Annotated in this window: 21 protein-coding genes; 11 read left to right on the top strand and 10 right to left on the bottom strand. The window is 52.8% G+C overall.

Features of this window, described 5'->3' with window-relative positions; genetic code table 11:
* Positions 1 to 33: 33 nt before the first annotated feature.
* Both KI228_RS17865 and KI228_RS17860 read right to left on the bottom strand, forming a co-directional pair.
* The gene (locus KI228_RS17865; RefSeq protein ID WP_043001829.1) at positions 34 to 567 is read right to left on the bottom strand and encodes a fimbrial protein; all 534 of its coding nucleotides are present in this window, start codon (positions 565 to 567) and stop codon (positions 34 to 36) included.
* Positions 568 to 1,401: 834 nt separating this feature from the next.
* Positions 1,402 to 2,286 (bottom strand): nickel/cobalt efflux protein RcnA, encoded by an 885-nt coding sequence (locus tag KI228_RS17860; RefSeq protein WP_061069636.1) that lies wholly within the window; start codon positions 2,284 to 2,286, stop codon positions 1,402 to 1,404.
* Positions 2,287 to 2,406: 120 nt separating this feature from the next.
* On the opposite strand from KI228_RS17860, the gene rcnR reads away from it, so the two are divergent.
* Positions 2,407 to 2,679 (top strand): Ni(II)/Co(II)-binding transcriptional repressor RcnR, encoded by a 273-nt coding sequence (rcnR, locus tag KI228_RS17855; protein WP_042999451.1) that lies wholly within the window; start codon positions 2,407 to 2,409, stop codon positions 2,677 to 2,679.
* Between the two features lie 27 nt (positions 2,680 to 2,706).
* Here the strand turns inward: rcnR and KI228_RS17850 are convergent, their stop codons facing one another.
* Both KI228_RS17850 and KI228_RS17845 read right to left on the bottom strand, forming a co-directional pair.
* Entirely contained in the window at positions 2,707 to 3,018 is a 312-nt protein-coding gene (locus tag KI228_RS17850) for a hypothetical protein (RefSeq protein WP_042999452.1), read from the bottom strand.
* Between the two features lie 20 nt (positions 3,019 to 3,038).
* The gene (locus KI228_RS17845; RefSeq protein WP_043001830.1) at positions 3,039 to 3,740 is read right to left on the bottom strand and encodes a helix-turn-helix transcriptional regulator; all 702 of its coding nucleotides are present in this window, start codon (positions 3,738 to 3,740) and stop codon (positions 3,039 to 3,041) included.
* A 602-nt stretch (positions 3,741 to 4,342) separates the two neighbouring features.
* Here KI228_RS17845 and KI228_RS17840 point away from each other — a divergent pair.
* Together KI228_RS17840 and KI228_RS17835 are read left to right on the top strand one after the other, a co-directional pair.
* The gene (locus KI228_RS17840; RefSeq protein WP_061069637.1) at positions 4,343 to 5,137 is read left to right on the top strand and encodes a winged helix-turn-helix domain-containing protein; all 795 of its coding nucleotides are present in this window, start codon (positions 4,343 to 4,345) and stop codon (positions 5,135 to 5,137) included.
* Positions 5,124 to 5,594 carry a hypothetical protein gene (locus KI228_RS17835; RefSeq protein ID WP_141227640.1) on the top strand — a complete coding sequence of 157 codons (471 nt, stop codon included), beginning with the start codon at positions 5,124 to 5,126 and terminating at the stop codon, positions 5,592 to 5,594. The genes KI228_RS17840 and KI228_RS17835 overlap by 14 nt, the downstream gene beginning before the upstream one ends.
* 29 nt (positions 5,595 to 5,623) lie before the next feature.
* Here the strand turns inward: KI228_RS17835 and KI228_RS17830 are convergent, their stop codons facing one another.
* Together KI228_RS17830 and KI228_RS17825 are read right to left on the bottom strand one after the other, a co-directional pair.
* The gene (locus tag KI228_RS17830) at positions 5,624 to 6,853 is read right to left on the bottom strand and encodes an amino acid permease (RefSeq protein ID WP_044254163.1); all 1,230 of its coding nucleotides are present in this window, start codon (positions 6,851 to 6,853) and stop codon (positions 5,624 to 5,626) included.
* A 141-nt stretch (positions 6,854 to 6,994) separates the two neighbouring features.
* Positions 6,995 to 7,450: a multidrug/biocide efflux PACE transporter gene (locus tag KI228_RS17825; RefSeq protein ID WP_061069638.1), complete on the bottom strand. Its 456-nt coding sequence runs from the start codon at positions 7,448 to 7,450 to the stop codon at positions 6,995 to 6,997.
* Between the two features lie 101 nt (positions 7,451 to 7,551).
* Between KI228_RS17825 and KI228_RS17820 the strand changes: the two genes are divergently transcribed.
* From KI228_RS17820 to kduD, 4 genes are all read left to right on the top strand, one after another.
* Positions 7,552 to 8,427 carry a LysR family transcriptional regulator gene (locus KI228_RS17820; RefSeq protein ID WP_044254164.1) on the top strand — a complete coding sequence of 292 codons (876 nt, stop codon included), beginning with the start codon at positions 7,552 to 7,554 and terminating at the stop codon, positions 8,425 to 8,427.
* 111 nt (positions 8,428 to 8,538) lie between these two features.
* The gene (locus tag KI228_RS17815) at positions 8,539 to 9,717 is read left to right on the top strand and encodes an acetyl-CoA C-acetyltransferase (RefSeq protein ID WP_042999458.1); all 1,179 of its coding nucleotides are present in this window, start codon (positions 8,539 to 8,541) and stop codon (positions 9,715 to 9,717) included.
* 390 nt (positions 9,718 to 10,107) lie between these two features.
* Positions 10,108 to 10,944, top strand: coding sequence for a 5-dehydro-4-deoxy-D-glucuronate isomerase (kduI, locus tag KI228_RS17810; RefSeq protein WP_042288966.1), 837 nt, complete (start codon positions 10,108 to 10,110; stop codon positions 10,942 to 10,944).
* 55 nt (positions 10,945 to 10,999) lie between these two features.
* Complete coding sequence (gene kduD, locus KI228_RS17805; RefSeq protein WP_042288962.1) at positions 11,000 to 11,761, top strand: 2-dehydro-3-deoxy-D-gluconate 5-dehydrogenase KduD; 762 nt, start codon at positions 11,000 to 11,002, stop codon at positions 11,759 to 11,761.
* Between the two features lie 58 nt (positions 11,762 to 11,819).
* On the opposite strand, the gene KI228_RS17800 is transcribed toward kduD, so the two are convergent.
* The gene (locus KI228_RS17800) at positions 11,820 to 12,146 is read right to left on the bottom strand and encodes a cupin domain-containing protein (protein WP_042999460.1); all 327 of its coding nucleotides are present in this window, start codon (positions 12,144 to 12,146) and stop codon (positions 11,820 to 11,822) included.
* A gap of 138 nt (positions 12,147 to 12,284) precedes the next feature.
* Here KI228_RS17800 and KI228_RS17795 point away from each other — a divergent pair, with 138 nt between their 5' ends.
* The gene (locus tag KI228_RS17795) at positions 12,285 to 12,977 is read left to right on the top strand and encodes an aspartate/glutamate racemase (protein ID WP_061069639.1); all 693 of its coding nucleotides are present in this window, start codon (positions 12,285 to 12,287) and stop codon (positions 12,975 to 12,977) included.
* Here the strand turns inward: KI228_RS17795 and KI228_RS17790 are convergent.
* Entirely contained in the window at positions 12,964 to 13,899 is a 936-nt protein-coding gene (locus tag KI228_RS17790) for a LysR family transcriptional regulator (protein WP_042999462.1), read from the bottom strand. The genes KI228_RS17795 and KI228_RS17790 overlap by 14 nt on opposite strands.
* 117 nt (positions 13,900 to 14,016) lie before the next feature.
* Between KI228_RS17790 and lysA the strand changes: the two genes are divergently transcribed.
* Positions 14,017 to 15,279 carry a diaminopimelate decarboxylase gene (gene lysA, locus KI228_RS17785; protein WP_061069640.1) on the top strand — a complete coding sequence of 421 codons (1,263 nt, stop codon included), beginning with the start codon at positions 14,017 to 14,019 and terminating at the stop codon, positions 15,277 to 15,279.
* Between the two features lie 105 nt (positions 15,280 to 15,384).
* Here the strand turns inward: lysA and KI228_RS17780 are convergent, their stop codons facing one another.
* Positions 15,385 to 16,398, bottom strand: a complete 1,014-nt coding sequence (locus tag KI228_RS17780) for a LacI family DNA-binding transcriptional regulator (protein ID WP_044254291.1) — start codon at positions 16,396 to 16,398, stop codon at positions 15,385 to 15,387.
* 13 nt (positions 16,399 to 16,411) lie between these two features.
* Positions 16,412 to 17,440 carry an HTH-type transcriptional regulator GalR gene (gene galR, locus KI228_RS17775; protein WP_042999464.1) on the bottom strand — a complete coding sequence of 343 codons (1,029 nt, stop codon included), beginning with the start codon at positions 17,438 to 17,440 and terminating at the stop codon, positions 16,412 to 16,414.
* A gap of 589 nt (positions 17,441 to 18,029) precedes the next feature.
* Here galR and aas point away from each other — a divergent pair.
* Positions 18,030 to 20,189: a bifunctional acyl-ACP--phospholipid O-acyltransferase/long-chain-fatty-acid--ACP ligase gene (gene aas / locus KI228_RS17770; RefSeq protein WP_061069641.1), complete on the top strand. Its 2,160-nt coding sequence runs from the start codon at positions 18,030 to 18,032 to the stop codon at positions 20,187 to 20,189.
* On the top strand, positions 20,182 to 21,378 hold the full coding sequence (lplT, locus tag KI228_RS17765) for a lysophospholipid transporter LplT (RefSeq protein ID WP_044254177.1): 1,197 nt from the start codon (positions 20,182 to 20,184) through the stop codon (positions 21,376 to 21,378). Before aas ends, lplT begins: the two co-directional genes overlap by 8 nt.
* The last annotated feature ends 32 nt before the right edge of the window (positions 21,379 to 21,410 follow it).

Raw genomic sequence — 21,410 nt, 5'->3', positions numbered from 1 at the left:
GATGGCGGGAGTACATTCCCGCCAGAACGACGTTTACTGATAAGAAACGGCGTATTGCAGTGAAGCCAGTACTGTACCGGTCGTGGCCGCGCCGGCGCTGTAATACTGGGCTTTATAGGTCGCGCTCGCTGAGGTCTGGTTAGCCGCGAGAGAGAGGTCGCCGGTGCCGGTAAAGGCGCTGCGGAAATCAATTTCGGCATCACTGGTATCGAGAATTTGGATCTCTACATTCGTCGCAGAACCTGTGCTGCCAAGGTTTCCGGTAGCAGAACTGATGTTGTTACCCACGAAGACCGTCGAGATCTGCACGCCAGAAGACGAGCCGGTACAGTTGCTCACACCGACATCAAATGTCGTTGCGCCAGCCACCTGATTGGCATTCAGTTCGGTAGCCGTCACGGTCGGCAGTAATACCACCGGAGAAGCATCAGAGCCGTTTACCGATATTGAACAGGTCTCATCACTCACTTCGCCCATAAACGTAATGGTATTGTCAGAGGCCAGTGCATTCGTGGAAAAAAGCGCAGAAGCCATCAGCGCCGAAAGGAAGGCACGATTTAAGGTCATAATATAAAACTCCATTTTTTATCAGTCGTGTTGATTTACCCTGTGAGTCAGGGTTCTTCCATGCGCAGGGACATTTATCGTGATGGCTCTGTGCGGGAATGAAGACAAAATAAAATTATTGGTAATTTTCTTAAAGGTGAGTTTTTTTGTGCTGAGAATATCTTCAACACCATGATTTTATTCTCGTAGCGAGATTCATTTCACCCGAATGAATAAATTAATTTGTCTGTGAGAATATTAGCCGGAAAATTCCTGGAGAGGAAAATCGTTTAAAACGAACAGATGGAATACCGGTGATAGGTTGGGGCTATTGAAATTTGGAAATAGATCGGCGTTAACTTCTTTAGGAATTTTAGATTATTAGATGATTAATATTGAAGTGTTGAGCCGGACGTAAAACGTATTACGACTTAATTGATTGCCAGGTTAAGATAATTCACATTTAATGCATAAGGAAAAATGAATGATTAACCGTGCTAACCATTTTTATGATGCTATGCCGGGATAAGAATTTTATGTGATTACCTGTCTTCTTTTGGAAGCTAAGTAAGATGGGTTCCAATAATAGCGGGTTGTTTGACATCAAAAAATGGGAAAAAAATTTTTGCTCTGTAATTGATATTGAGATGCTTTCCTCATTTTCATCGCAATAAACAGGAAGAACCAGCCCTGAAAATGGTCACTGACAAGGGATTTTCAGCCCAACGTGGTGTGCCTTATGGTGATGCAAGGAAATATTTATCGAGCAAATAGTTACAGCTCGCAACTAAATGGATGGTTTTTTGGAAAGGGAAGTGAGCACAGCGGCAGGCGCTGTGCGTCAGAAATATGTGTTCAGGAGGTGTGAGCAATCCCCATGTAGCCATGAATTCCCATATACAGACCGACCAGACCGATCAGCAGGCTGGAAAAATAAGGCGCTTTTCTTGCCAGAGCATTGAATCCACTCCAGCGTTTAGCGACCTGATGGACGCTGACTGCTGCGCCCACGCCGACGGCCACCAGCGTAATCGCCAGCCCCAGGCTAAAGCAGAGCACCATTGTTGCGCCGAGCGTGAAGGCCTTTAACTGGATACAAATCAGCAGTACGGTAATCGCGGCTGGACAGGGGATCAGTCCGCCGGTCAGACCGAACAATAAGATTTGCCCATTGGTCACCTCTTTGTCGTGAAAGCGGCGTTGAATATCGCTGGCATGCGCGCGTTCATGGGCATCCTGATATGCTTTCGACCCCTCAGTCAGTCCCGCCAGATCGCAGTGGTCATGATGATGGTCGTGATCGTGGTGTTCGTGGTGTTCGTGGTGGTCATGATGATCGTGATGCGCATGATCATGGTGGTCATGGTGGTGATCATGCTGCGTGGCGGTGAGCCAGTTTCGCTCACCCTGCCATGTCCGCCAGAACATCCAGGTTGCGGTGCCCAGAATAATAAACGCGGAAATCAGTTGCAGCCAGGGCTCCACAGATTCTGCGGTAAACGCCCGACTGATGTACATGCCACCGAGGGCGATCAGCCAGACCACGGCGGTATGGGAGAGCGTTGCCGCCAGTCCCAGCATCACCGCCTGCTTAATGGTTCCTTTAATGGCGATGATAAATGCTGCCATCATCGTTTTCGAGTGACCGGGTTCCAGTCCATGCAGCACGCCGAGAAGAATCGCGCTGGGAATGAAAAACCACGCGTTGCCTTGCTGAAGAAGTGTTGAAAATTCACCCATGATAATGATTCTTAGTTGCTTGTCTTCGCCCGATTCTACTCCCCCCCAGTACTAAATACTACCCCCCAGTAGATGCGTAATGCTATAATTCACCACGTTTTATGTTAAGGAGGTGTTGCGATGTCACACACAATCCGGGATAAACAGAAGCTTAAAGCCCGAACCAGCAAAATTCAGGGGCAGGTGGTTGCGCTGAAAAAAATGCTCGATGAACCCCATGAGTGCGCCGCTGTGTTGCAACAGATCGCCGCAATACGCGGAGCCGTGAATGGTTTAATGCGAGAAGTGATTAAAGGGCATCTGACCGAGCATATCGTCCATCAGAGTGATGAAGAGAAGCGGGAAGAAGATCTGGACGTGGTACTGAAAGTTCTGGACTCCTATATAAAATAGTCGGGAACGCTGTCCCGACTCGGTGTCTTAGCAATATACGACCGCCTGATTCCGCTGGGCGATATAGCGCTCAACGTGCTTATAGCCACTGATCGATTCCAGTGCATGCAGCAGGCAGCAAACTGCCCGGGCATTCGTCCGATCGGCTTCGTCTTCACTATGACTTTGCAACGCCTCTTCACACAACCTGCGAACAGCAGGCGGGAAGGCGAGTTTTTGCAGAGAGCACTCCAGCTCACCGAAAGCTATCTCGGCACGGGCCGTAAACAGTGATAACAGTACTGCACTCAGCGCGCGCGTTTCTTCTTCGTAGTATCCCACTTTATAATCCTTGTCCATTTCGTTCCCTGTTGTCGGACTCATCTGCGTCTTTGCAAATGCACTGCTGTACCATCCATCTCTTTGAGCAACAGCGGATAAGACGACTTATCGCCAGAAACCGCATGAGAGTGAATAAACAACGAATTGATTCGTCCACCCATTCTTTTTTCAATTCGTTGCTTGTAGGCGTAGATGCTGCGGATATCCATGTTCAACAGTTGAGCGATCTGGTGCGGATTACTGCCTGCAACCATGTGGCCCAGAATGGTGAACTCCATCTGCGTCAACGTATTCCCCTTGGTGAACGACAAATGCCGTCCGATAAACACCTGCCTGATCTTCTCATTGGCGACATCCAGTCCGTCATCATGGTAAATGATAGCGGAAACAGCAGGATGATTTTTGCGCCAGTAGTTGGCGAGCGACTGCATGTTGCGATCGCTAATCAAAATAATGCCCATGCGAGTGCTTGCGAGATATTCTATCCACTCTTTATCCAAAAACAGGCGTAAAAAGCTAATAGAGAAATCCACAAAAATATAACCACTAAGTCTGGCGTTGTGATTGTGATTTAAAATACCTTCAATGACCCCTTTATTAAAATAAATGCTTTCTTCTGGCCACATGCAAAAACAGGCATTGGCGCAATACTGTAAGCGGGGTGATTTTTCGGGCATTATTTTACAATGCAAGGTGCAACTGCTGCATGTCAAATTCTTTAATTTAACGTCCAGCCCCATATTGAGAGCCTCCCTATCCGTAGATGATTTCATAATTTCATCCGTTTTAAAACATGTCAATACTCTACAAAATGCAACTTTGATAGAGAGGAAATCCGAAATTTTATTTATTGCTATTATTCTTAATCACGAATTTTTTAAGGGTTTTCCCTCTGTATCAATTCAGGTTTCTGGCGGGGTCATTGTTCCGTTGAGGAAGCATGAAAAAAAGCCTCCAGGAATTTTGTAACAACCACCAGGAAAATCTATATTGCAAAAATGTTTAAGTTTTATCGCTAAATGGCATTAATGGCAAAAAGTTGATCTTATGTTAAATTCTCTGAAAAAATTGTAACAATGCTATTGTCTTTTATTAAGTAATGCTATTTATCTGTTTGTCCGCTTTTTAAACGTGAAACTATAATAATGAGTGCTGAGTGATAACGCACCTAAAATGGTCTTAATTAAGAACACCTGATCTTTTTCAGATTGAAGTGTATTGATTTATAAGAATTTTTGTTTGTAGGTTATGAGCGTCCAAACATATCTATTATATATTTAGTGATCTCTGTATAAGATTTTTGTAGCATGACATTCATCATGTAAATGCGAGAACGCACACAGTGTTTGAGAAGTACACACACACTACAGTATACACAATTAATAACCTGGTTGACTTTCACCCGGGTGACAGAAGTCTGACGAATAAAAATACGCAAAAAACTGTCATTCTTCAAAACCCTGCGAGTTTCATCCTTTTATATCTCCTTACAAATTGTGGGGTTGTTATTCCGCAAGCCCAGCTCGTAAAGATTGGCTGGGGTGATAAAAACACTATCACCTCCGTCAATACGTTATATCAGACGGTGCTCATGCTCAGAAATGCATTATCGGAGGTTGGGTTGCCGCGCGACCTGATTAGAACCGTCGCCCGGCGGGGTATGATGATCACCGCAGAGATTCAACGTACGGAGACGGAATCGGTTGAAAATGTGGAAGAGAGCGAGAGCAGGGAGGAGCCTGTATGGCCTGCTCTGACAGCGGTAGCGCTTAAATTACGGCCTTCAAGAACAACGCTAAAGATGGGGGCTATTTTACTGTCGGCGTTGCTGATCGGTGTCAGCGTTTCTTTTGGCTTTTTATATCCGACGGCCGAATCGCTGTTCTCTTCCTATGCCATTGTTGACTCTGTCTCCTTTTCATCCTGTACCCTGTTAATGAAAAGCAAAAGTACCTTTAATACTCGCTATACGGTATTCCTGACGAGACACCCGGATATCTGTCAGAATCATAACTATGTCTATCTCTCGGGAATGAGCAGCGCGAAGAATATTGCGGCAATTGCTTGTCAGTTGGATATAAGGGAACATCCTCTAACAAAATGTACGACCTGGTATTCAATTAATGATAAAAACTAAAATAGTTATCTTCATTGTATTGGTGGTAATAGTAACCCTGGCCGGTGTGGGGTTCTGGTATGCACATAAAAGCAAAAATAATATTGATTGCGAGGGGCGTGTGGTATGGGAAATTAATAATGAGGAGTTTCGGGGAGATGTAGCCTATCAAATGCAAAATAATCAGGGGATCGCCACGATTACCGGTGATTTGCATACGCCGCAAAATAAAAAATTTAAAATTAGCCGGATTGTGTATTTCACCTATTATAAGGTTCGTGACAACTATATTATCAGCACCAATAACCTCGTGCGGTTTCCGAGCGACAATTTAGAGGTGAACAAAGGATACCGTTCGTTGCCTGCGCTTTATCTCACTGAGCGCGCTTCTTTCTCGCTATCGATTAAACGCTATCGGGAAGGGTGGGCCTTTACGACGGTAGGCGCCCCCTCGTTGTTATGCCGCAGTAGTGAGTAAACGGCCCGGACGAGCCGTTTACGCCAGTATTAGCCAAGGAACATCACGGACACGCACAGCAGGCCGACAATCAGGGTGACCAGATTGCCGAACGAACGGTGCGGTTTTAACGCCGGGATCAGGTATGTCGACAGGGTCGGCATAATGAACAAAATCATGGCAATGAGCGGCCCGCTGATGGCGTAAATCATCGAGATCGCATTCGGATTGATGCAGCAGATAATAAAGGTGATGGTCGATACCATCATGATCGACAGGGCGCGGTTAAAGGCCCGGCTTTTCTTCACCCCAACCTGTTGCAGACCAGTTTTGACCACCTCGGTTGCCCCTTCGATGACGCCAAAGTAGGTGCCGAGAAAGGATTTCGACATCGCCACCACGGCGACGATGATACCTGAAATCGAGAGCCACGCCGGGGCGGCAGGCATCATGGATAAGGCCGAAAGAATGGTGACACCTTCATTTTTAGCGGCTTCGATGTACGATGTCGGAATCGACAGCAGGCAGCTAAAGACGAAGAACAGCACGCTTAAGCAGATGATAAGATACGCTACCTTCATGATTTTTTTGCATTTACCCATGGCCAGCTCACCATATTTCTCACGTCTGTCGATGGCAAACGTAGAGATAATAGGCGTATGGCTAAAAGCAAAAACCATCACCGGAATTGATATCCATACCTGATGCAGCGTGTGCTGATCGAACGCCATTTGTCCGGTAAGCAAAGAGGGTTGCCAACTGCCGGTCAGATATAGCGAGAGAAACAGGAAGTAAGCGATCAGCGGGAACACCAAAAAGCCCATCACTCGTATGGTCGCATGGCGGCCCATCAGGAAAATCAGGTTCAGGATCAATACCACGCCAAGGCTGACTCCCATGCGGATGCCGAGGCTAATCTCAAGATAGCGGGCGAGCTGTTCTGTCAGGGAGTTGGTGATGGCGACGGCATAAATCAGAACCACCACGAAAAAGGCAATAAAGTACAGCGTGGTAATCAGGCTGCCGATCTTCTTACCGTAATAGTGCGTCACTGCACCGGTGATCCCTTCTCCCGCAGAGGTTTTCGACGAGAGAATGAACTGACATAACGCTTTATGCGGCCAGTATGTGAGAGGCCAGGCGACCAGAGCGGTGACAAACAGGACAATCGCGCCCGCGGAGCCAAGCTGGATGGGGAGAAACAGGGTTCCTGCGCCCACGGCAGTTCCATATAACGCAAAGCTCCAGAGCGTCTCTTCTTTTGACCAAATTTTCGACATTTCTTGAACGTATCAACTATAAAATAAACAAAAAGAAGCGCAATTTACCATAAATGAGCGGGTGGGCGTGAGGACTGAACGGGAGAAGGGGGGCAACAGGTCTTGCCGGAACCGCGCGGATTCCGGCAAAAATGTGAGTTATCAGGCAGTCACGCGCGGTTCGCGACGCCTCACAAAGCGTACGCGCAACGTGTCATAAGCCCAGTTATAGAACATGGTGTAGGGCAGGAAGAACAGGAAGAAGCCGATCTCCAGCGTAAAGGCCTGTATCAGGCTAACGTTCAGTACATACGCCACGATACTCACGCCGATGACGATAAAGCCGCTTTCAAACCCCAGCGCGTGAAACGCACGCACTTTCGCCGTTCGTGTCACCAGATGTGAAGGCCAGAAACGGTCAAACAGCGCGTTGTAGATGATGTTCCAGATCATCGCCGTGGTCGCCAGCAGGATTGTCAGTCCGCCCATTTCCAGCACCGATCGTTGCATCAACCAGGCCGTGGTGGGAGCCAGGATCGCCGTAGCGATCCCTTCAAAACAGACGGCGTGAAAGACACGCTCCAGTAATGAACGACGTTGAACTGCATTGTGTTGCATAACTTACCTTTCTTGAAAACGCCCGGATAACGGAATAGGGGGAATTTTATCGTTTTATGTGATATCTAAAAGATAGTATCCATCGATAAAGTAGATAGTTCATGCGTTACTCACCTGAAGCCTTAACCGCATTTGTCGAGACCGTTTCCTGTGGCTCGTTCTCGGCGGCGGCACGCAGACTGCGGAAAAGTCAGTCCACCATTAGCACGGCGATCGCTCACCTTGAAGCCGATCTTGGCGTTTCGCTTTTTGACCGCTCTTCGCGTCAGCCGGTGCTAACGGAAGAAGGCAAGAAAGTACTTGGTTACGTTCAGGCGATTCTGTCGGCCAGCGAACGTCTCGATGAGGTGGCGCTTTCGCTGGCTGGCGAAACCGAAGCGCGTCTGACGTTTGTGCTCTCCGACACGTTACACCCCGACGTGCTGGAGGAACTGATGGTGCAGTTTGATCGCCAGTTTCCACATACCGAATTTGAATGTCTGATTGGTGAGGATGTGGACGTTATCGATCTGCTGCAAAAAGAGCGGGCGCAGGTTGGTTTGATTGAAGCCAGAGACCACTATCCCACCGATATCGGTGCGACGCGCTTGCCGATGCAAACGTGGATGGGACTTTACGTTGCCGCGTCCCATCCGCTGGCGAAAGAGAAGAAACTGCAATGGGATCAACTGCATACCTGGCGTGAATTGCGCCTTAACACCTATATCGACCATGGTGCCCAGCTTGCCCGCGGCCCGGTCTGGTCTGCGCCGAACTATTTGTTGTTGTTGAGTATGGCGGTACAGGGGTTTGGCTGGTGCGCGCTTCCGTGTGCACTGGTGGAGGAGTTTGCGGCGGAAAAACCGCTGGTGCAACTGGCTGTCCCGGGATGGCCGAAAGCGATCGCCATCGATCTGCTCTGGAACAAAAAATCCCCGCCCGGTGTGGCAGGGAGTTGGCTGAGATACCATTTACAGCAAGGCAGTGTCCCGGGCTGAGAGGCGTGATAACGATTTCCTTTGTGATAAAACTCACCTTTCTTAAACAATCAGGATAACTATTTTTAACAATCCTCTACTATTGCGGTGTTATTTTGCGCTGAGGTCGTAATGAAAGAGGTGGTGATCGTCGGGGCGTTGCGTACGCCAATTGGTTGTTTTCAGGGGACGCTGGCGCGTCATTCTGCCGTTGAACTGGGCAGTATGGTGGTCAAAGCGTTGATTGAAGGCAGCGGCGTGAATGCGCATGCCGTTGATGAAGTGATCCTCGGACAGGTGTTGACGGCGGGGGCGGGACAAAACCCGGCGCGTCAGTCAGCGATCAAAGGGGGATTACCGAACACGGTTTCTGCTATCACCATTAACGACGTCTGCGGCTCGGGGCTGAAAGCGCTGCATCTTGCCACGCAGGCGATCCAGTGCGGTGAAGCGGATATTGTGATTGCCGGTGGGCAAGAGAACATGAGCCGTGCGCCACATGTACTCACCGACAGCCGAACCGGCGCGCAACTGGGCAACAGCCAGCTCGTCGACAGCCTGGTACACGACGGCCTGTGGGATGCCTTCAATGATTACCATATGGGTGTGACCGCAGAGAATCTGGCGCGTGAATATGGCATCAGTCGGGAACTGCAGGATGCGTATGCGCTCAGTTCACAGCAAAAGGCACGCGCGGCCATCGATGCTGGTCGCTTTAAAGCGGAAATCGTCCCGGTCACCACCCAGCGTAATGGGCAAACCGTGATCATTGATACCGATGAGCAGCCGCGTACGGATGCCAGCGCAGAAGGCCTGGCGCGTCTGGATCCGGCGTTTGAACTGCAGGGGTCGGTAACCGCCGGCAATGCCTCTTCTATAAATGATGGCGCGGCAGCGGTAATGATGATGAGCGAGTCCAAAGCGCTGGAGTTGAACCTGCCTGTGCTGGCGCGCATCCGCGCCTTTGCCAGCGTCGGCGTGGATCCTGCGTTGATGGGGATCGCCCCTGTGTATGCCACTCGCCGTTGTCTGGAGCGGGTCGGCTGGCAACTGGCCGATGTGGATCTCATTGAAGCAAATGAGGCGTTTGCCGCCCAGGCGCTTTCGGTCGGCAAAATGCTGGAATGGGACGAGCGACGGGTGAACGTCAACGGCGGCGCGATTGCCCTTGGTCACCCGATTGGCGCGTCCGGCTGTCGTATTCTGGTTTCTCTGGTTCACGAAATGGTCAAACGTAATGCCCGCAAAGGTCTGGCAACGCTGTGCATTGGCGGCGGGCAAGGCGTGGCGTTAGCCATTGAGCGCGATTAACGCCTCTTTTTCTCTCCTCTTCACTCCCCCCGTTATGCCGCACGATAATCGTGGCGGCATGGCTGCGTTTTGTTTCTCCTTCCTTCTTATTTTCGCGTTAAGCGAATGAACTGACAGCCGTTTACCCGCAAGTCAGGGCGTCGAAAACTCAGGGATAACGCCTATTTCATTGTTTTTCTATACCATTTTCCTCCTGCTCTTAATCACGGAATGAATCGATCGTGATCGGAATTACACTTTTGATAATAAGATGCAGAAAAAGTGAAACGATGTTTTATTTGTAATTGAAAACGAATCCCCGGAAGACTATCATGGGCGCATAACGTAAAACGGAACAGCGTTTCGCTCTCCGTTGAGGGATTCCCGCTCAGTACATCACTGGAGGTAAATGTGGACGTAAGACAAAGTATTCACAGCGCGCACGCCAAAACACTGGATACCCAGGGGCTACGCAAGGAGTTTTTGGTTGAGAAAGTGTTCGTGGCTGACGAATACACGATGGTTTACAGCCACATTGACCGCATCATCGTCGGTGGCATTATGCCGGTGGCAAAAACGGTCTCCGTTGGCGGTGAAGTCGGTAAACAGCTTGGCGTAACCTATTTTCTGGAACGTCGAGAACTGGGTGTGATCAACATCGGCGGCGCGGGCACTATCACCGTCGACGGTCAATGTTATGAGATCGGCCACCGCGATGCGCTGTATGTTGGCAAAGGGGCGAAAGAAGTGGTTTTCGCCAGCGTCGATAGCGCAACGCCAGCCAAGTTCTATTATAACTGCGCACCGGCGCATACCACGTATCCCACCAAAAAAGTGACGCCTGCTGATGTCGCGCCTGTGACATTAGGTGACAATCTCACCAGCAACCGTCGCACCATCAATAAATATTTCGTGCCGGATGTACTGGAAACCTGCCAACTGAGTATGGGCCTTACCGAACTGGCACCGGGCAACCTGTGGAACACCATGCCGTGCCACACCCATGAACGCCGTATGGAAGTGTACTTCTATTTCAATATGGAAGAAGACACCTGTGTCTTCCATATGATGGGGCAGCCTCAGGAAACGCGTCATATCGTTATGCATAACGAGCAGGCCGTCATTTCGCCAAGCTGGTCGATCCATTCCGGGGTGGGCACCAAAGCCTATACCTTCATCTGGGGCATGGTCGGTGAAAACCAGGTCTTTGATGATATGGACCACGTTGCGGTGAAAGATCTGCGTTAGTCGCGGGCGCTCATAACGCCTGTCCGTGACAGGTATGAAAAACTAAGGATTTACAATGATTTTGAATGCATTCTCTCTCGAAGGTAAAGTCGCTGTCGTGACCGGTTGTGATACCGGTCTGGGCCAGGGCATGGCGCTCGGTCTGGCGGAAGCGGGCTGCGATATCGTCGGGATTAACATCGTTGAACCGACCGAAACCATTGAGCGTGTGACCGCTCTGGGCCGTCGTTTTTTGAGTCTGACCGCCGATCTGCGTCAGATCGACGGGATCCCGGCACTGCTGGAGCGTGCGGTTGCTGAGTTCGGCCATATCGATATTCTGGTCAACAACGCGGGTCTGATCCGCCGCGAAGACGCGATCAATTTCAGCGAAAAAGACTGGGATGACGTGATGAACCTGAACATCAAGAGCGTGTTCTTTATGTCGCAGGCGGCGGCCAAACACTTCATCGCACAGGGTAACGGCGGCAAAATCATCAATATCGCCTCCATGCTCTCCTTCCAGGGCGGTATCCGCGTCCCGTCTTACACGGCTTCCAAAAGTGGCGTAATGGGGGTGACCCGTCTGATGGCGAACGAGTGGGCGAAGCACAACATCAACGTCAACGCGATCGCACCGGGTTACATGGCGACCAACAATACCCAGCAACTGCGCGCCGATGAGCAGCGTAGCGCTGAAATCCTCGACCGTATCCCGGCAGGACGTTGGGGTCTGCCGAGCGATCTGATGGGGCCGGTGGTCTTCCTGGCCTCCAGCGCATCTGATTACATCAACGGCTATACCGTGGCGGTTGACGGTGGCTGGCTGGCACGTTAATTCGCGCCCGCTTGCTGACAAAACCCTGCCTTCGCGCAGGGTTTTTTTATTGATGAAATCAGGCGTTGAGAAAATCTTCGCGAACCGGCGTAAAGGTATCCAGCAGTGTTCCCGGCTTCAGGCAGACACAGCCGTGAACAATATTTGGCTGCTTATACAACGTATCCCCCGCGCGTACCACCTGCTTCTCGTCACCGATAGTAAATTCAAATTCACCGGATAACACGTAGGTCAGTTGTTCATGTGGATGGTGATGCAGCGGGCCAATCGCCCCTTGCTCAAAGTTAACCTCGACAGCCATCAGTTTGCCGTTATGCGCGAGGATACGGCGAGTGACGCCATTACCCAGATCGTCAAGCGTCGTCTCGTTATGGAAAACAAACATGTGGGATCCTATTGTTTGAAACAATGTTTCATTAAAGCTAACTCAGGTGCGTGGCAAAGAAAATGGGAGATCAAATGAACTGGAAACTTGATCACAAGTTTGCTTCACTGCTGTAAATCACTGATGAAGGAGCAGGTAATGAAGACGATCGGCTTGTTAGGCGGGATGAGTTGGGAATCGACCATCCCGTACTACCGGTTAATTAACGAAGGGATCAAACAACAACTGGGTGGGCTTCATTCTGCGAGTCTGCTGTTGCACAGCGTTGACTTCCACGAGATCGAAGCGTGCCAGAGTCGCGGTGAGTGGGATAAAGCCGGAGACATTCTTGCGCAGGCCGCGATCGGGCTGCAGCAGGCGGGGGCGGAAGGGATCGTCTTATGTACCAACACGATGCACAAAGTGGCGGAGGCCATTGAATCGCGCTGCTCGCTGCCTTTTTTACACATTGCTGATGCGACCGGGCGCGTCATCTCCGCGCAGGGAATGCGCCGGGTTGCGCTGTTGGGAACGCGTTACACGATGGAGCAGGATTTTTATCGCGGCCGCCTGGAACAGCAGTTTGCCATTGAGTGCCTGATACCCGATGCGGATGCGCGGGCGATGATCAACCGGGTCATCTTTGATGAGCTTTGCCTCGGACAGTTTACCGAAGCGTCACGTCAGTACTATGTGGAAGTGATTGAAGCCCTGGCGGCACAGGGGGCTGAGGGCGTCATTTTTGGCTGCACGGAGATTGGTCTGTTGGTGCCGGTGGAGCGTAGCCCGATCCCGGTGTTTGACACCGCCGCGATCCATGCCGCAGACGCCGTGACGTTTATGCTGTCGTAACCGGCCCGAGGATCTGCTCCAGCGCTGTCACCAGGAGGTGATGGCGGGTTTGCAGATGATGGCTGAAGGCCTCGACCAGCGCGGAGGCGGGTCGATGGATGGGACGCACCAGGCTGACGGTAAACGGCACGGAAATACTGAAACGGCGCACTACTACGCCGCTCGCCGCATAATCCAGAGCGGTGAACGGGTTTACCACCGAAAGACCGGCTCCGGCGCGCACCATGGCGCACACTGACGCCGCGCTGTGAGTCTCCACCACCATCCGCCGTTTAACGTCGTGCTCATTAAACAGGGTGTCCAGTAGTTGCCGATAACTGTCCGTGCGCGACAGGCTGATGTAATTCTCCCCCTGAAAATCCTGCGGCGTTAATACTGACTTTTCCGCCAGCGGATGCCCCGGCGGCAGCACGCAGACTTCATCAAGCGAGAAGAGCTCCGTACGTTCAGTACCGGCAGGCGTGTGCAGTGTTTCCGTCAACCCCAGATCGTGGCGCTGGGCAGAAAGCCACTCTTCAAGCAGGGGTGACTCCTGCGGGACAATATTCAGGCTGACGTCCGGATAGCGGGCGAGAAACGGCTGAATCAACGTGGGCAGCAGCGACTGCGAAAAGACCGGCAGGCAGACTATCGACAGTTCCCCCTGGCGAAACTCCCGCAGGCTTTCCGCTGCGCTGACGATCCTGTCCAGCCCGTACCAGGATCGCTGGACTTCTTCGAACAGACGCAATCCCTGAACCGTCGGATGCAGGCGACCGCGCGTACGTTCGAACAAGGTTAATCCCAGCACTTTTTCAAAGCGCGCCAGTTCACGGCTGACGGTGGGCTGTGACGTATGCAGCAACCGCGCGGCTTCGGTCAGGTTTCCGGCGGTCATGACCGCATGAAAGATTTCAATATGACGTAAGTTAACGGCAGCCATCATCACCTCGCAGGATTAAAACCATATCATTTTTGCATAGAGTCGGTATAAAACGATATTTTTTATTCTCTTCGTACTGTGGCGTAATCATAAAAAACGTCATGTCCGGAGCCTGTTATGCCTCATTCACTGTATTGCACCGATACCGATCTCACCGCGGAAAACCTGCTCAGGTTGCCAGCCGAATTTGGTTGCCCGGTCTGGGTTTACGACGCGCAGATCATCCGTCGTCAGATTGCGGCACTGCAACAGTTTGATGTGGTGCGCTTCGCGCAGAAGGCCTGTTCCAATATTCATATTCTGCGCTTAATGCGTGAACAGGGCGTCAAAGTGGACTCCGTATCGTTAGGCGAAATTGAGCGTGCGCTGGCGGCGGGATATGATCCGCAAACGCATCCGGATGACATCGTATTTACTGCCGATGTGATTGATAACGCCACCCTGGCCCGCGTCAGCGAATTACGCATTCCGGTCAACGCCGGTTCCGTTGATATGCTCGATCAGCTTGGACAGGTCTCTCCGGGCCATCGCGTCTGGCTGCGCGTTAATCCGGGCTTTGGTCACGGCCACAGCCAGAAAACCAATACCGGCGGCGAAAACAGCAAACACGGTATCTGGCATACCGATTTGCCGCAGGCGCTGGCGGTGATGCAGCGCCATCAACTGAAGCTGGTGGGTATCCACATGCATATTGGTTCAGGTGTTGACTATGGTCATCTGGAGCAAGTGTGCGGCGCGATGGTGCGTCAGGTGGTGGATTTCGGCCAGGATCTGGAGGCGATCTCCGCCGGCGGCGGTCTGTCGATCCCTTATCACGATGACGAAGAGGCGGTGGATACCCGGCATTACTTTGGTCTGTGGAATGCCGCGCGCGAGCATATCGCCCGTCATCTGGGGCATCACGTAAAGCTGGAAATTGAGCCAGGACGTTTTCTCGTCGCTCAGTCAGGCGTGCTGGTCACTCAGGTACGCAGCGTGAAGCAGATGGGCAGTCGTCATTTTGTGCTGGTGGATGCGGGCTTTAACGATCTGATACGCCCGGCAATGTATGGCAGTTATCACCATATTACCGCGCTGGCGGCGGATGGTCGTTCACTGGAGAACGCGCCGCGGGTCGACACGGTCGTCGCAGGACCGCTGTGTGAATCCGGCGACGTCTTTACCCAGCAGGAGGGCGGCAAGGTGGAAACCCGCGCGCTGCCAGCGGTGGTGCCGGGCGATTATCTGGTGTTGCATGATACCGGCGCCTACGGCGCCTCAATGTCGTCGAACTACAATAGCCGTCCGCTGCTGCCGGAAGTATTATTTGACAACGGTCAGGCGCGACTGATTCGCCGTCGCCAGACCATTGAAGAGCTGTTGGCGCTGGAAGTGTTTTGATTTCTTGTCGGGCGGCGGCTTATCCGAGCTGCGGAGTTACCGTCGTCTGCAGGCCTGATAAGCGAAGTGCCATCAGGCCTTGCGTCGCGCAGATAGCGTTACGATTTATGCCTTAAAATACGGCCCGGTGGTGACCGAATCACGCAACACCAGCGTGCCGGTAAAGGGCGGGATCGGTTCAATTTCTTCGCCATTGACCATGCGGATCGCCTGATCGATGGCTGTGGTGATCATCGTGTCGATGGGGAGATAAACCGTCGACAATCCCGGTTCAAGCCATTTTGCACTCGGCGCATCGTCAAACCCAAACAGCGACACATCTTGCGGAATGTTAAGCCCGGCCTGGTGCAGGGCTTTCGACGCACCCAGCGCCATGTCGTCGTTACAGGCAAACAGGGCGCTGAACGTTACCCCTTCCTGCAACAGTTCATTACAGGCGTCATAGCCGCGCGTCATGCTGGAATCACCATATTTCACCTTCGCCGGATCCCAGTCGATACCGTTTTTTTCCAGTGCCTTGCGATAGCCCATCAGACGCGACTTCCCGGTCGGGGTGTGTCCCGGTACGGTAATACAGGCTATCTCGCGATGTCCTTGCGAAATCAGGTAATCCACCGCCTGAAATGCCGCGTCTTCCTGTTCAAAAAAGATGGCGCGTTCGCGGGCCAGGCTGACATCGCGGTTAATGATAATCAACGGCATCGTGATCGAATCCGCCAGCGCGAGGATCGCTTTTTCGCTCATGTAACGGGTGTAGAGAATGATGGCGTCGCACTGCCGATCGGCCAGCATCTGCACCGCTTCTTGTTCGCGCTCCGGCGTATCGTGACCATCGGTCACAATCAACTGCTTGCCGTGAGATTCAGTCTGCCGCGAGGCCTGCTGTAGCAGGCGGCCAAAGTAGAAGCCATCAAAGGTCGACACAACCAGCCCAATGCTGTTGCTGGTTCGGTTCGCCAGCGAGCGGGCCAGAAAGTTCGGACGATAATCCAGCGCCTGCATCGCCTTAAACACTTTCTGACGCGTACTTTCTTTGACCTGACCGGTGCCGTTCAGCACACGAGAAACGGTGGCTTTCGAGACACCGGCACGACGGGAAACATCCAGCATTGTTATCATGACGCGATCCTGATTACTCGTTTGATGACGCATTGCCCGGCTCCGCTGGCGTCGTCACGGAATGGCGACGGACCAGGGTAGGGCTGAAAACATGGGTGACATCCGGCAGCGGGCGCTTTTCCGCCAGCGCGAGCGCCAGTTCTGCGGCCTGTGTCGCCATCGTCACGACAGGATAACGCACGGTAGTCAGGCGCGGACGAACGTAGCGCGAAACCAGCACGTCATCAAAGCCTATCAGCGAGATCTCTGCCGGGACGTCCACACCATTATCATTTAGCACGCCCATCGCGCCAGCGGCCATGGAGTCGTTATAACAGGCCACCGCGGTGAAGTTTCTGCCGCGGCCTAACAGTTCGGTCATCGCCTGCTCACCGCCGCTTTCGTCCGGTTCGCCAAACGTCACAAGGCGATCGTTGACCGGGAGATGGCTCTCTTCCAGAGCATCGTAATAGCCTTTGAGACGATCTTCCGCATCCGAAATAGAGTGATTCGAGCAAAGGTAGCCAATGCGCGTGTGGCCCTGTTGGATCAGATGACGGGTCGCCAGCCAGGCGCCGTAGCGGTCATCCAGCGCCACACAGCGCTGTTCGAAACCGGGCAGGATCCGGTTGATTAGCACCATGCCGGGCATTTGCTTCATTAATGATGCCAGGTCGGCATCCGGGATCATCTTGGCGTGAACGACGAGCGCCGCGCAGCGGTGACGAATAAGCTGCTCGATTGCCTGACGCTCTTTTTTTTCATTATGGTAGCCGTTGCCAATCAGTAAAAAATTGCCGGTGTTATAGGAGACCTGTTCGACGGCTTTCACCATCGCGCCGAAAAAAGGGTCAGAAACATCGCCAACCACCAGACCAATCGTTTCGGTGGACTGCTGTGCGAGCGCGCGCGCATTCGCATTGGGATGGTAGCTGAGCGACTCCATCGCACTGGCCACCGCCAGGCGCGACGCCTCGCTGGCTTTGGGGGAATCATTGATGACGCGGGAAACGGTGGCGACTGATACACCAGCCAGTCGGGCTACATCCTTTATGGTCGCCATGACAGTACCTATTGTGGGTAAACGCTTACATTCTGTCAGTGTTACGGAAAACGGCTGCTGGTTCAAGCAGATTGCCTGTTGCGACGCGGCAAATGTGAGCAAAATCCTTGGAATTACGCCAAAAATCGAATGATGCAAACCATTAGTTACACTTTGCGAAGGGCTGTTGCGATTGTTCGCTGGCGACGCTTCCTGGCAGCTTGATAAAGTTGAGATCCCAGAGGTATTGATAGGTGAAGTCAACTTTCGGGTTGAGCACACGAATTACACCAACCTGCGCAGTCGCGCAGGTTTTTTTTTACTATTTCGGCAATCTGTAACAGTAAGCGAGAATTTACACAACTGGTTGCATTTCCCTTCATTCCTTTGCGTTTTCGCGCTGGCGAAGCGGTCATGCACAGACCACAATCAAGATCCCAGAGGTATTGATTGGTGAGATTATTCGGTACGCTCTTCGTACCTTGTCTCTTGCACCAACCTGCGCGGATGCGCAGGTTTTTTTTCGCCCCGAGTTTACTGTCGCTCCTGTTGCCTTGTTCGTGTAATCTGCCACCATTATTTTACCGAATCGTGCGCAAAGGGAGTTGAAATGTTATTTAGCTTTTTCCGTAACCTGTGCCGCGTGCTCTATCGGGTACGCGTGACGGGGGATATGCAGGCGTTGCGGGGAGAACGCGTCTTAATCACCCCCAACCATGTCTCGTTTATCGACGGCATTCTGCTGGCGCTATTTCTACCGGTACGTCCGGTGTTTGCGGTTTACACCTCGATTAGTCAACAGTGGTACATGCGCTGGTTAACCTCGCTGATCGATTTTGTGCCGCTCGACCCAACGAAGCCGATGGCGATTAAACATCTGGTTCGACTGATTGAGCAGGGTCGCCCGGTGGTGATTTTCCCGGAGGGGCGCATTTCGGTGAGCGGCTCGCTGATGAAAATCTACGACGGCGCCGGATTTGTCGCCGCGAAATCTGGCGCGACGCTGGTACCGGTACGGATTGAAGGTGCAGAACTCACCCATTTCAGCCGCCTGAAAGGGCTGGTGAAACGCCGCTTCTTCCCGCGGATCCACCTGCATGTTTTACCACCAACCCATCTGCCTATGCCCGATGCGCCGCGCGCGCGCGATCGCCGTAAAATCGCCGGTGAAATGCTGCATCAGAAAATGATGGAAGCACGGATGGCGGTGCGTCCGCGCGAAACGCTGTATGAATCGCTGCTGGCGGCGATGTACCGTTATGGCGCGGGCAAGCACTGTATCGAAGACATCAACTTCAAGCCGGACAGCTACCGACAGTTGCTCACTAAGACGCTTTTTGTCGGGCGTATTCTGGAAAAATATAGCGCGGAAGGCGAAAAAATTGGCCTGATGTTGCCCAATGCCGCGATCAGCGCGGCGGTGATTTTCGGCGCGGTGTCTCGCCGTCGTATCCCGGCAATGATGAACTACACGGCGGGCGTCAAAGGGCTGACCAGCGCTATCACCGCTGCGGAAATCAAAACCATTTTTACCTCCCGCCAGTTCCTGGATAAAGGCAAACTCTGGCACCTGCCGGAGCAACTGACGCAGGTTCGCTGGGTCTATCTGGAAGATCTCAAAGCCGATGTGACCACGGCGGACAAACTGTGGATCTTTGCGCACCTGCTGATGCCGCATCGGGCGCAGGTCAAGCAGCAGCCGGAAGAGGCGGCGGTGATCCTCTTTACCTCGGGTTCCGAAGGTCATCCCAAGGGGGTGGTGCATAGCCACAAAAGCCTGCTGGCTAACGTCGAGCAGATAAAAACCATTGCTGACTTCACCGCCAATGACCGTTTTATGTCGGCACTGCCGCTGTTTCACTCGTTCGGTCTGACGGTAGGGCTTTTTACGCCGCTGCTCACCGGCGCTGACGTGTTCCTCTATCCCAGCCCGCTGCATTACCGCATTGTGCCGGAACTGGTTTATGACCGGAACTGCACGGTGCTGTTCGGTACCTCCACGTTCCTCGGCAACTATGCGCGTTTTGCCAATCCGTATGATTTCTATCGTCTGCGCTATGTGGTGGCGGGAGCGGAGAAACTCCAGGAGAGTACAAAACAGCTCTGGCAGGATAAGTTTGGTCTGCGGATTCTCGAAGGCTATGGCGTAACGGAGTGTGCGCCCGTGGTTTCGATTAACGTCCCGATGGCGGCGAAGCCTGGTACCGTCGGGCGGATCCTGCCCGGCATGGACGCGCGTCTGCTGGCGATCCCGGGTATTGAAGAGGGCGGTCGTTTGCAGTTGAAAGGGCCAAACATCATGAACGGTTATCTGCGCGTGGAAAAACCGGGCGTACTGGAGGTGCCGGTGGCGGAAAACGCCGCCGGGGAACTGGAGCGCGGCTGGTATGACACCGGCGATATCGTGCGCTTTGATGAGCAAGGATTCGTGCAAATTCAGGGACGCGCCAAACGCTTTGCGAAAATTGCCGGTGAAATGGTCTCTCTGGAGATGGTTGAGCAACTGGCGCTCGGCGTGTCGCCGGAAAAAATGCACGCGACGGCGATCAAGAGCGATGCCAGCAAAGGCGAAGCACTGGTGCTCTTTACCACCGATAGCGAGCTGACGCGTGATGTATTACAGCAGTATGCCCGTTCGCACGGCGTGCCAGAACTGGCGGTGCCGCGCGATATCCGTTACCTGAAGCAACTCCCGTTACTCGGCAGCGGTAAGCCGGATTTCGTGATGCTGAAAAGTTGGGTTGATGATCCGGAAAAACAAAATGCCTGAGTCAGTACATACCAATACCTCTGTCTGGTCGAAAGGAATGATGTCGGTTATCGCGGCGCAGTTTCTCTCTGCGTTTGGCGATAACGCCCTGTTGTTTGCCACGCTGGCGCTGCTGAAGGAACAGTTCTATCCGGACTGGAGTCAGCCGATTCTGCAAATGGTGTTTGTGGGCGCGTACATCCTGTTTGCGCCGTTTGTGGGGCAGATCGCTGACAGCTTTGCCAAAGGCCGGGTGATGATGTTCGCCAACGGCCTGAAACTGCTGGGGGCGGCAACGATCTGTTTTGGCTTCAATCCGTTTATCGGCTATACGCTGGTGGGGATTGGCGCGGCGGCTTACTCGCCGGCCAAATACGGCATTCTGGGGGAACTGACGACCGGCGATAAGCTGGTGAAAGCGAACGGCCTGATGGAAGCATCCACGATTGCGGCGATCCTGCTTGGCTCGGTGGCGGGCGGCGTGCTGGCCGACTGGCATGTTATTGCCGCGCTGGTTGTCTGTGCGCTGGCCTACGCCGGAGCGGTGGTGGCGAATCTGTCTATTCCCAAGCTGGCTGCTGCTCGTCCTGGGCAGTCCTGGCATCTGATGAAAATGACACGCAGTTTCTTTTGTGCCTGCGTTTCACTGTGGCGCAACGGCGAAACGCGTTTTTCGCTGGTGGGCACCAGTCTGTTCTGGGGGGCGGGAGTCACGCTGCGTTTTCTGCTGGTCCTGTGGGTACCGGTGGCGTTAGGCATTACCGATAACGCCACGCCAACCTACCTGAACGCGATGGTCGCGATCGGTATTGTGGCCGGGGCCGGAGCTGCTGCCAGACTGGTCACGCTGGATACCGTGGTGCGTTGTATGCCAGCAGGGATCCTGATTGGCGTCGTGGTGCTGATTTTCTCTCTGCAACACGCGCTGTTGCCTGCCTATGCGCTACTGATGCTGATCGGTGTGCTGGGCGGTTTCTTTGTCGTGCCGCTGAATGCATTGTTGCAGGAGCGCGGTAAAAAGAGCGTCGGGGCGGGTAATGCGATCGCGGTACAGAACCTCGGTGAGAACAGCGCGATGCTGTTGATGCTGGGGCTCTACTCGCTGGCGGTGTGGGTAGGAATTCCGGTTGTCGCCGTGGGTATCGGTTTTGGCGGTCTGTTTGCGCTGGCAATAGCGGCGCTGTGGATCTGGCAGCGCCGCCAGGCATAATCAACGCGCCGGAATTCCTCCGGCGCGCTTCT

This window comes from Citrobacter amalonaticus, from assembly GCF_018323885.1.
GTDB lineage: Bacteria > Pseudomonadota > Gammaproteobacteria > Enterobacterales > Enterobacteriaceae > Citrobacter_A > Citrobacter_A amalonaticus.
This window is presented reverse-complemented; position numbering and strand designations above follow the sequence as displayed.

Excerpts from the sequence above, each read along its gene's own strand:
- KI228_RS17865 (WP_043001829.1), bottom strand. The coding sequence starts at position 567 with ATGACCTTAAATCGTGCCTTCCTTTCGGCGCTGATGGCTTCTGCGCTT.
- KI228_RS17860 (WP_061069636.1), bottom strand. The coding sequence starts at position 2,286 with ATGGGTGAATTTTCAACACTTCTTCAGCAAGGCAACGCGTGGTTTTTC.
- rcnR (WP_042999451.1), top strand. The coding sequence starts at position 2,407 with ATGTCACACACAATCCGGGATAAACAGAAGCTTAAAGCCCGAACCAGC.
- KI228_RS17850 (WP_042999452.1), bottom strand. The coding sequence starts at position 3,018 with ATGGACAAGGATTATAAAGTGGGATACTACGAAGAAGAAACGCGCGCG.
- KI228_RS17845 (WP_043001830.1), bottom strand. The coding sequence starts at position 3,740 with ATGGGGCTGGACGTTAAATTAAAGAATTTGACATGCAGCAGTTGCACC.
- KI228_RS17835 (WP_141227640.1), top strand. The coding sequence starts at position 5,124 with ATGATAAAAACTAAAATAGTTATCTTCATTGTATTGGTGGTAATAGTA.
- KI228_RS17830 (WP_044254163.1), bottom strand. The coding sequence starts at position 6,853 with ATGTCGAAAATTTGGTCAAAAGAAGAGACGCTCTGGAGCTTTGCGTTA.
- KI228_RS17825 (WP_061069638.1), bottom strand. The coding sequence starts at position 7,450 with ATGCAACACAATGCAGTTCAACGTCGTTCATTACTGGAGCGTGTCTTT.
- KI228_RS17820 (WP_044254164.1), top strand. The coding sequence starts at position 7,552 with ATGCGTTACTCACCTGAAGCCTTAACCGCATTTGTCGAGACCGTTTCC.
- KI228_RS17815 (WP_042999458.1), top strand. The coding sequence starts at position 8,539 with ATGAAAGAGGTGGTGATCGTCGGGGCGTTGCGTACGCCAATTGGTTGT.
- kduD (WP_042288962.1), top strand. The coding sequence starts at position 11,000 with ATGATTTTGAATGCATTCTCTCTCGAAGGTAAAGTCGCTGTCGTGACC.
- KI228_RS17800 (WP_042999460.1), bottom strand. The coding sequence starts at position 12,146 with ATGTTTGTTTTCCATAACGAGACGACGCTTGACGATCTGGGTAATGGC.
- KI228_RS17795 (WP_061069639.1), top strand. The coding sequence starts at position 12,285 with ATGAAGACGATCGGCTTGTTAGGCGGGATGAGTTGGGAATCGACCATC.
- KI228_RS17790 (WP_042999462.1), bottom strand. The coding sequence starts at position 13,899 with ATGGCTGCCGTTAACTTACGTCATATTGAAATCTTTCATGCGGTCATG.
- lysA (WP_061069640.1), top strand. The coding sequence starts at position 14,017 with ATGCCTCATTCACTGTATTGCACCGATACCGATCTCACCGCGGAAAAC.
- KI228_RS17780 (WP_044254291.1), bottom strand. The coding sequence starts at position 16,398 with ATGATAACAATGCTGGATGTTTCCCGTCGTGCCGGTGTCTCGAAAGCC.
- galR (WP_042999464.1), bottom strand. The coding sequence starts at position 17,440 with ATGGCGACCATAAAGGATGTAGCCCGACTGGCTGGTGTATCAGTCGCC.
- aas (WP_061069641.1), top strand. The coding sequence starts at position 18,030 with ATGTTATTTAGCTTTTTCCGTAACCTGTGCCGCGTGCTCTATCGGGTA.
- lplT (WP_044254177.1), top strand. The coding sequence starts at position 20,182 with ATGCCTGAGTCAGTACATACCAATACCTCTGTCTGGTCGAAAGGAATG.